We start from the raw sequence: 7,735 nt of genomic DNA, 5'->3' as shown, positions 1-7,735 counted from the left end.
GTCCAGGAGCAGCTGTGCCTTCACCGACAGGCCCTGGAGGTCGTACGTGCGGTGCTGCTGGAGGAGGATGGTCAGGTCCGCGTCGGCGACCGCCTCGTAGAGGGAGTCCACGCGGGGGACGGGGCGGTCGAGGACGCTCCAGGCGGGGACGTGCGGGTCGTGGTAGCTGACCGAGGCGCCCAGTTCCATCAGGCGCAGGGCGATCTCCTGGGCGGGGGTGCCGTGCAGGTCGGCGAGGTCGGGCTTGTAGGTGACGCCCAGGAGCAGCACGCGGGCGCCGCGGGCCGACTTGCCGTGTTCGTTGAGGAGCGTGGCGGCGCGCTGGACGACGTAGCCGGGCATGCGGCTGTTGACCTGCTGGGCCAGTTCCACCATGCGCAGGGGGCGGCCGCCGTGGGCGGTCAGGTCCTGCGGGACGGCGTGGCCGCCGACGCCGGGGCCGGGGCGGAAGGCCTGGAAGCCGAACGGCTTGGTCTCCGCGCAGCGGACGACGTCCCACAGGTCGACGCCCAGGTCGTGGCAGAGGACGGCCATCTCGTTGACGAGGGCGATGTTGACGTGCCGGTAGTTGGTCTCCAGGAGCTGCACGGTCTCCGCCTCGCGGGGTCCACGCGCGCGTACCACCTTGTCGGTGAGCCGTCCGTAGAAGGCGGCGGCCGACTCCGTGCAGGCCGGGGTGAGACCGCCGATGACCTTGGGGGTGTTGGCGGGGGTGAAGTCCCGGTTGCCGGGGTCGACGCGGCTGGGGGAGTAGGCGAGGTGGAAGTCGCGGCCCGCGCGCAGACCCGATCCCTCTTCGAGGAGGGGGCGCAGGATTTCCTCTGTGGTCCCTGGGTACACAGGGGACTCCAGGATCACAGTGGTGTGCGGGCGCAGGTGCGCGGCCAGGGTGTGGGCGGCCGCCTCCAGCTGGCTCAGGTCGAGTCCGCCGTCCGCGCCCCGCGGGGTCGGTGCGCAGATGACCGCGGTGCGCACCCGGCCGAGCTCGGTGGCGTTCGTGGTCGGCCGGAAGCCCCCCGAGAGCATCCGGCGCTGTTCGGCGGCGCTGAGGGAGCCGGCCTCGGGGCCGGTCCGGTAGCCGATGGTGGCGACGCCTGCGGCGACGGCGGCCTGGGCCAGGGGCAGGCCGTACGGGCCGAGTCCGATGACGGCGAGATCTGCGGGCATGGCGGCCGTCCTTCCCGATAGCCGAAGTGGGACAGGTGCGCAAGCCCTGTGGACAGGACGGGCGAGCGCAATGTCAGACTAGGAGTAAATATGACCGATATGCGGGATTGCTCGCCCGAGTTTCGGTGAGTGTTCCGTGGGCGTTGTCCACAGGCTCACGGCCCGTGGTGGCTGAAGTCGGGCAACACGGTCAGAATTTGGGCATGGGGGATACGGACGGGGTCTCACCCGACGGGTGCGGCCGGCGCGACCGAGGCGGCACCAGCCGCCGCGATGAGCGGGAGGCAGCGGTGAGGACAGCGACACTCGGGCCGGCGCAGCGCGTCGAGTCACTCGCATCTATGGCCGAGCGCGAACTGGACGTGCTGGTGGTGGGCGCAGGCGTGGTCGGTGCGGGCACCGCCCTCGACGCCGCGACCCGGGGCCTGTCCACGGGACTGGTGGAGGCGCGCGACTGGGCGTCCGGCACCTCCAGCCGGTCCAGCAAGCTGATCCACGGCGGCCTGCGCTACCTGGAGATGCTCGACTTCGCGCTCGTACGGGAGGCACTGAAGGAGCGCGGCCTGCTGCTGGAGCGGCTCGCCCCGCATCTGGTGAAGCCCGTGCCGTTCCTGTACCCCTTGCAGCACAAGGGCTGGGAGCGCCTGTACGCCGGGTCGGGCGTCGCGATGTACGACGCCATGTCCATGGCCCGAGGTCATGGCCGGGGCCTGCCCATGCACCGCCATCTGACCCGCTCTCACGCCCTGCGCGTGGCGCCCTGCTTGAAGAAGGACGCGCTGGTCGGGGCGCTTCAGTACTACGACGCCCAGATGGACGACGCCCGCTACGTGGCGACCCTGGTGCGCACGGCGGTGGCGTACGGCGCGCAGGCCGCCAACCGCGCGCGGGTCACGGGCTTCCTGCGCGAGGGCGAGCGGGTCGTCGGCGCGAAGGTGCAGGACGTCGAGGCCGGCGGCGAGTACGAGATCCGCGCCAAGCAGGTCGTCAACGCGACCGGCGTGTGGACGGACGACACTCAGGCGATGGTCGGGGAGCGCGGCCAGTTCCACGTCCGGGCGTCCAAGGGCATCCACCTGGTGGTGCCGCGCGACCGGATCCACTCCACGACCGGGCTGATCCTGCGCACGGAGAAGTCCGTGCTGTTCGTCATCCCCTGGGGCCGGCACTGGATCGTCGGGACCACGGACACCGACTGGGACCTCGACAAGGCCCACCCGGCCGCGTCCAGCGCGGACATCGACTACCTGCTGGAACACGTGAACTCGGTGCTCGCGGTGCCGCTCACGAGGGACGACGTCCAAGGCGTGTACGCGGGCCTGCGGCCGCTGCTCGCGGGCGAGTCGGACGCCACCAGCAAGCTGTCGCGCGAGCACACCGTGGCCCATCCCGTGCCCGGGCTCGTCGTCGTGGCGGGCGGCAAATACACCACCTACCGGGTCATGGCCAAGGACGCGGTGGACGAGGCGGTGCACGGGCTGGACATGCGCGTCGCCGAGTGCGTCACCGAGGACGTGCCGTTGCTGGGCGCCGAGGGCTACCGGGCGCTGTGGAACGCGCGGGCGCGGATCGCGGCCCGGACCGGGCTCCATGTGGTGCGGGTGGAACACCTGCTGAACCGGTACGGCACGCTGGCCGAGGAGGTCCTCGCCCTCATCGCCGAGAACCCGTCGCTGGGCGAGCCCCTGGCGGCGGCCGACGACTATCTGCGCGCCGAGATCGTGTACGCGGCCTCGCACGAGGGGGCGCGGCACCTCGACGACGTGCTGACCCGGCGTACGCGCATCTCCATCGAGACCTTCGACCGGGGCACGCGCAGCGCCCGCGACGCCGCAGAGCTGATGGCGCCGGTCCTCGGCTGGGACAAGGACCAGATCGAGCGCGAGGTGCAGCACTACGAGAAGCGGGTGGAGGCGGAGCGGGAGTCGCAGCGGCAGCCGGACGACCTGACGGCGGACGCGGCCCGGCTGGGGGCGCCGGACATCGTGCCGCTGTAGGCGGCCGCAGGACATCGTGCCGCTGTGGGCGGCTGTTCCCGCGAACCGGGCGACGCTCCCGACATCACCCGAACGAGTGTCGGGGACCGGGATCTTCGTTCGGAACCCGGTCGTTCTACGAGGTGCGGGGGCAGAACTCGGCCGCGAGCACCGCGGGTTCGAGACCGGGATCTGCGATCGCGTCCGTGTTCACGCGGAAGGTGAGGACACGCCGGCCGTCGACGGTGGCTGCGGTGCGCACGTAGCTGCCGGATATGTGCCCGTTGTGCCCCCACACCGTGGTGCCGCACGGCAGTTTCTCGGGAAACAGGCCCATGCCGTACGCGCCGTGTGCGGCACGGGTGTCGAGCATCTCGCGCAGCCGGCGCGGGGGCAGCAGACGCCCGCCGAGCAGGGCCGAGTAGAAGCGGTCCAGATCGGCGAGCGTGGTCACCAACTCGCCCGCGGCGCCGGCCACCCGCGGGTCGAGATCGGTGACGTCGGTTCCGTCGGCGGCGTAGGCGCGGCCGTGCGGAGAGGGCAGCGACGAGCGGGATCCGGGGAAGGAGGTGCCCGTCAGGCCCAGGGGAGTGATGATGCGGCGCTCGGCCTCGGTGGCGTACGAGTGGCCGGTGACCTGCTCGACGACCAGGCCGAGCAGGACGTAGTTGGTGTTCGAGTAGGAGAAGCGGACGCGTTCGGCCGGGGGGTGGGTGAGTGCGATGCGTACGGCCTGACGGGGTGTGACGGGTGCGGTTCCGCCGGTGTCCCTGGTGTAGTCGTACAGGCCGCTGGTGTGGGTGAGCAGGGAACGCAGGGTCAGCGCGCGGCCGTCGTTGCCCGCTCCCCGCACCAGGCCCGGCAGGTGCCGCTCCACGGTGTCGGACAGTGAGAGCCGGTGCTCGGCGGCCAGTTGCAGTACGACCGTCGCGATGAACGTCTTCGTGACGCTGCCGGCGCGGAAGTGGTCCGACCGGGCGATTCCCTGCCCGGCGTGGGCATAGCGGGTGGTGGTTCCCTCCCGGGCCAGCAGGGCCGCGGCGGGTGCTCTGCCCTGGGTGACCAGCAGCGAGAGCACCGCGTCCGTGGGCGGAGTGGAGAGAGCCGACGAGTCGGCCGGAGGCAGGCCGAGGAGGGCGACGGACACGGGCAGGGCCAGCAATGTCCGAAAGGGCCGCACGCGGGCTCCTCCCTCGTCGGGGCGTCGGGGGATCATCATGCAAGGCGGCGCGCGGTGCGCCGCAGCCGGGTTCCGGTGGGCGGACCGGCGGGTGCGTCTCGCCAGGGGGCCCCTGGGCGCTGGGCACTTGTCGGGTGAGAGACAATGGAGGCTCTGTCAGGGCGGGTTGTATGAGGGGACGCATGTCGGAGGCGGAGCGGGCGGGCACATCTCGTCAGGACACTCGTCAGGACAACAGGGAGCGTCTCCTCGCGGGGCGTTACCGGCTGGGCGAAGTGCTCGGCCGCGGGGGCATGGGCACGGTGTGGCGGGCCGAGGACGAGACCCTGGGGCGGACGGTCGCCGTCAAGGAGCTGCGGTTCCCGTCGAACATCGACGAGGAGGAGAAGCGACGGCTGATCACGCGGACGCTGCGCGAGGCCAAGGCGATCGCGCGGATCCGCAACAACAGCGCCGTGACGGTCTACGACGTGGTCCAGGAGGACGACCGGCCCTGGATCGTGATGGAACTCGTCGAGGGCAAGTCGCTCGCCGAGGTCATCCGGGAGGACGGCCTCCTCGAACCGAAGCGGGCCGCTGAGGTCGGGCTCGCCGTCCTGGACGTGCTGCGGTCCGCGCACCGCGAGGGCATCCTGCACCGCGACGTGAAGCCGTCGAACGTGCTGATCGCCGAGGACGGCCGGGTCGTGCTCACGGACTTCGGGATCGCCCAGGTCGAGGGCGATCCGTCCATCACCTCGACCGGCATGCTCGTCGGCGCGCCCTCCTACATCTCCCCGGAGCGGGCGCGCGGGCACAAGCCCGGCCCGGCCGCCGACCTGTGGTCGCTCGGCGGGCTGCTGTACGCGGCGGTGGAGGGCGCGCCGCCGTACGACAAGGGGTCGGCCATAGCGACTCTCACGGCGGTGATGACCGAGCCGTTGGAGGAGCCGAAGAACGCCGGCCCGCTGCGGGACGTCATCCACGGCCTGCTCACCAAGGACCCCGCCAAGCGGCTCGACGACGCGGGCGCCCGGGCCCTGCTCAACTCGGTCATCCACGCGTCCGAGAAGACCGAGTCGGAGCCCTTGGACGCGACGAAGGTCGTGCCGTTGCCGGCGCAGCCGGACAAGTCCTCCCGCAAGGGGAGTTCCGCCGGGGCCGGGAGCAAGCGGGGCGAGGAGCCCGCGGAACGGCTGCGCGGGGCGCTGCGTTCCGTGCGCAAGGCCGCTGCGGGGACGGCCGGGGCGTCGGCCGCGTCCCGGACCGGGTCCGCGGACGCTACGGCCTCTTCCGGACCGGAGGGCGGGAAGGCCGGGGCCGGGGGCACGGGAGTGTCCGTCTCGAAGTCGGGTTCGGCGTCGGCCTCGGGGGCGGCCGCCGGAGCCGGTGAGCGGGGTGTGCAGGGGGCGAAGACGGCCTCCGAGGGGCGGAGTTCGGGATGGCCCGTCATGACGCCGCCGGACCTGCCGCCGCGGCCCGCGCCGCCCAGGGCGCCGCTCACCGACGTCGTGCCGCGGCGGACCCTGATGATCATCGCGGTGGTCGTGGCGCTCGCCGTGATCGGCACCGTGCTCGCCATCGCGCTCAGCGGGGACGACAAGGACTCCAAGGGGGCCGCCGGCGAGAGCGGCGGCAAGGCCGTCGCCACCGCGTCGAGCGGCGCCGACACCAAGGGCGACGAGAGCGACGGCACGCGCACCGACAGCAGGACGACACAGCCCGTGCCGTCGAAGCCCGCCTCGAACGGCACGTCCGGCGACCAGGCGGGCGGGTCGTCCGGTGGCGGCAAGGGCACTGCCGCACAGTCGACGCACCAGGGCAGCCAGGGGTACTCGATCGGACTGCCGAAGGGGTGGAAGTACCGGTCCACGGGTGCCGCGGGGGACCGGTTCACCGGGCCCGACGGGCAGAAGCTGCTCATCGCCTGGACGTCCACGCCCAAGGGCGACCCGGTGGCGGACTGGAAGAGCCAGGAGCGCTACATGCAGCGCGCGCAGTACAAGAAGATCCGAATAGAGCAGGTGGACTACCGCGGCTGGAACACGGCCGACTGGGAGTTCACCTACGTGGACAGCGGCACCAAGTACCGGACCATCGACCGGGGTTTCGTCGTCGACGACCGGCAGGGCTACGCGCTGATGTACACGGCGAAAGCGGCCGACTGGAGCGGTGAGCTGCGCAAGGAGACCTGGCGGACGCTGACGAAGACCTTCGAACCCAAGTCCTGAGCATGAGCGGCCCCGGGTTTGGGGAGTGAGATCTGGCATCCCCACATTGCGGGTGGTCTGCGGCACGTATCGTAAATGTTTGCGGACCGTACGCAGCCGGAACGGACCGTGGGGCGAACGGATGTGACCGACCAGGCTGCCGGGGGAGGCAACGTGGACGACTATGCGGGACGGGTGCTCGCCGACCGCTACCGCCTGCCGCTGCCGCCGTCCGACGAGTACGAACTCACCGAGTCCCGGGCCTTCGACACCTACAGCGGACAGGAAGTCCTGGTCAGGGCAGTGCCATTGCCGGAGGTGGTCGAGGCGGAGGTCCTCGACGCGGAGGGGCTGCCCGACGGCTTCACGGCACGTGACGGTGGCGCGCGGCGGCCCGGATCCCGCCCGGGCACCCGGCGGCCCACGGACCCGGTGGTACGGCGCGCGGTCGAGGCCGCGCAGGCCGCGGCGGCCATTCCCGACCATCCCCGACTCGACCAGGTCTTCGACGTGTTCGCCGAGGGCGGTTCGCTGTGGATCGTCAGCGAGCTGGTGGCCGCGCGTCCGCTGGCGGCGCTGCTCGCCGAGAAGCCGCTGACGCCGTACCGGGCGGCCGAGGTGGCCTCCGACGTCCTCATGGCGCTGCGGGTGCTGCACGCGCATGGCTGGGTGCATCGGAACATCACCGCGCGGACCGTCCTCGTCTGTGACGACGGCCGGGTGATGCTGACCGGGCTGGCGGTGGGCGCGGCGGAGGAGGCCCTGTGCGGGTACGACCCCGTTCCGGCTCCGGCCTTCGGCGAACCCGGCCGGGAGACCGGCGGCGCCGGGCCGGTCGATGGCCCCGGTGGTCCGGGGGGTGCCGGCGGCGCGACCGATCCCGAGGCCGCGCGGCGTGCGGCCATAGAGGCTCGGGAGGCCCGGGGGCTGCCGACGGCCGGAGCCGGCCCGGGGAGCGGGGGCTCGGCCGTGCCGGCCCGCAGGAGCGTGGAGGACGGCGACGACCCGAGGGCCGCGCGCGCCGGGGCGATCGCGGCCTACCGGGCGGGTACCCGGGCCGCCGCCCGGGTCCAGGAGACGCAGCAGAACGGCCGGGCGGCGCTGCCCGGTGCCCGGCCCGCCCCGGACGGCGGGCCCGGGCCCCACAGCAACGGCTCGGCGCGGTCGCCGTACGTCCCCGGGCAGAGCACGGGGCCCGGTGCGACCCCGCCGGGGCAGATAGC

General features: G+C 72.6%; 5 protein-coding genes. 3 read left to right on the top strand and 2 right to left on the bottom strand.

The genetic code is table 11. The features are described from left to right. The coding region (locus CA983_RS37470; protein WP_086605189.1) for a nucleotide sugar dehydrogenase at positions 1–1,167 on the bottom strand (1,167 nt) is incomplete at its 3' end. 290 nt (positions 1,168–1,457) lie between these two features. Between CA983_RS37470 and CA983_RS37465 the strand changes: the two genes are divergently transcribed. Then, positions 1,458–3,164 (top strand): glycerol-3-phosphate dehydrogenase/oxidase, encoded by a 1,707-nt coding sequence (locus CA983_RS37465; RefSeq protein ID WP_086605188.1) that lies wholly within the window; start codon positions 1,458–1,460, stop codon positions 3,162–3,164. A gap of 115 nt (positions 3,165–3,279) precedes the next feature. On the opposite strand, the gene CA983_RS37460 is transcribed toward CA983_RS37465, so the two are convergent. Beyond that, complete coding sequence (locus tag CA983_RS37460; RefSeq protein WP_086605187.1) at positions 3,280–4,323, bottom strand: serine hydrolase domain-containing protein; 1,044 nt, start codon at positions 4,321–4,323, stop codon at positions 3,280–3,282. 182 nt (positions 4,324–4,505) lie between these two features. Here CA983_RS37460 and CA983_RS37455 point away from each other — a divergent pair, with 182 nt between their 5' ends. Both CA983_RS37455 and CA983_RS37450 read left to right on the top strand, forming a co-directional pair. Continuing rightward, positions 4,506–6,533, top strand: coding sequence for a serine/threonine-protein kinase (locus CA983_RS37455; protein ID WP_086605186.1), 2,028 nt, complete (start codon positions 4,506–4,508; stop codon positions 6,531–6,533). A gap of 153 nt (positions 6,534–6,686) precedes the next feature. Beyond that, on the top strand, positions 6,687–7,735 hold a 1,049-nt coding region (locus CA983_RS37450; protein ID WP_244207260.1), incomplete at its 3' end, for a protein kinase.

It is taken from the genome of Streptomyces swartbergensis (genome assembly GCF_002148965.1).
Lineage (GTDB): Bacteria > Actinomycetota > Actinomycetes > Streptomycetales > Streptomycetaceae > Streptomyces > Streptomyces swartbergensis.
Note: the sequence above shows the minus strand (reverse complement) of the source record. Positions and strands in the feature narration are given on the sequence as shown.